At 49.3% G+C, this 229-nt stretch carries 1 protein-coding gene; it reads right to left on the bottom strand.

Features of this window, described 5'->3' with window-relative positions:
• Positions 1–6: 6 nt before the first annotated feature.
• On the bottom strand, positions 7–229 hold a 223-nt coding region (locus B4920_RS30290; RefSeq protein WP_216820165.1), incomplete at its 5' end, for a hypothetical protein.

Below are 229 nucleotides of genomic sequence, written 5' to 3' on the forward strand. Positions count from 1 at the left end.
GTCTGTTTAGGGTTTTGCACCTTGTGTTATAAGGGCGTTAAGCATGCAGTTAAGTTGCACTCGCCAATCCTGCCAAACTTCAGGACATTGCATAGCGGCAAGATGGTGCTTATCCAGCGTCTGTCGCAGTTTATCGCTATTAAGCGCGCTGTAAGTCGGCCTATGTGCCAGCACATTGCCTTTCTCGAGCGCTTTAGCGGCATAGCTGAGGCTATCAATGGCAATGATG

Origin of the sequence: Zoogloea sp. LCSB751 (assembly GCF_002028455.1) — a bacterium.
GTDB lineage: Bacteria > Pseudomonadota > Gammaproteobacteria > Burkholderiales > Rhodocyclaceae > Zoogloea.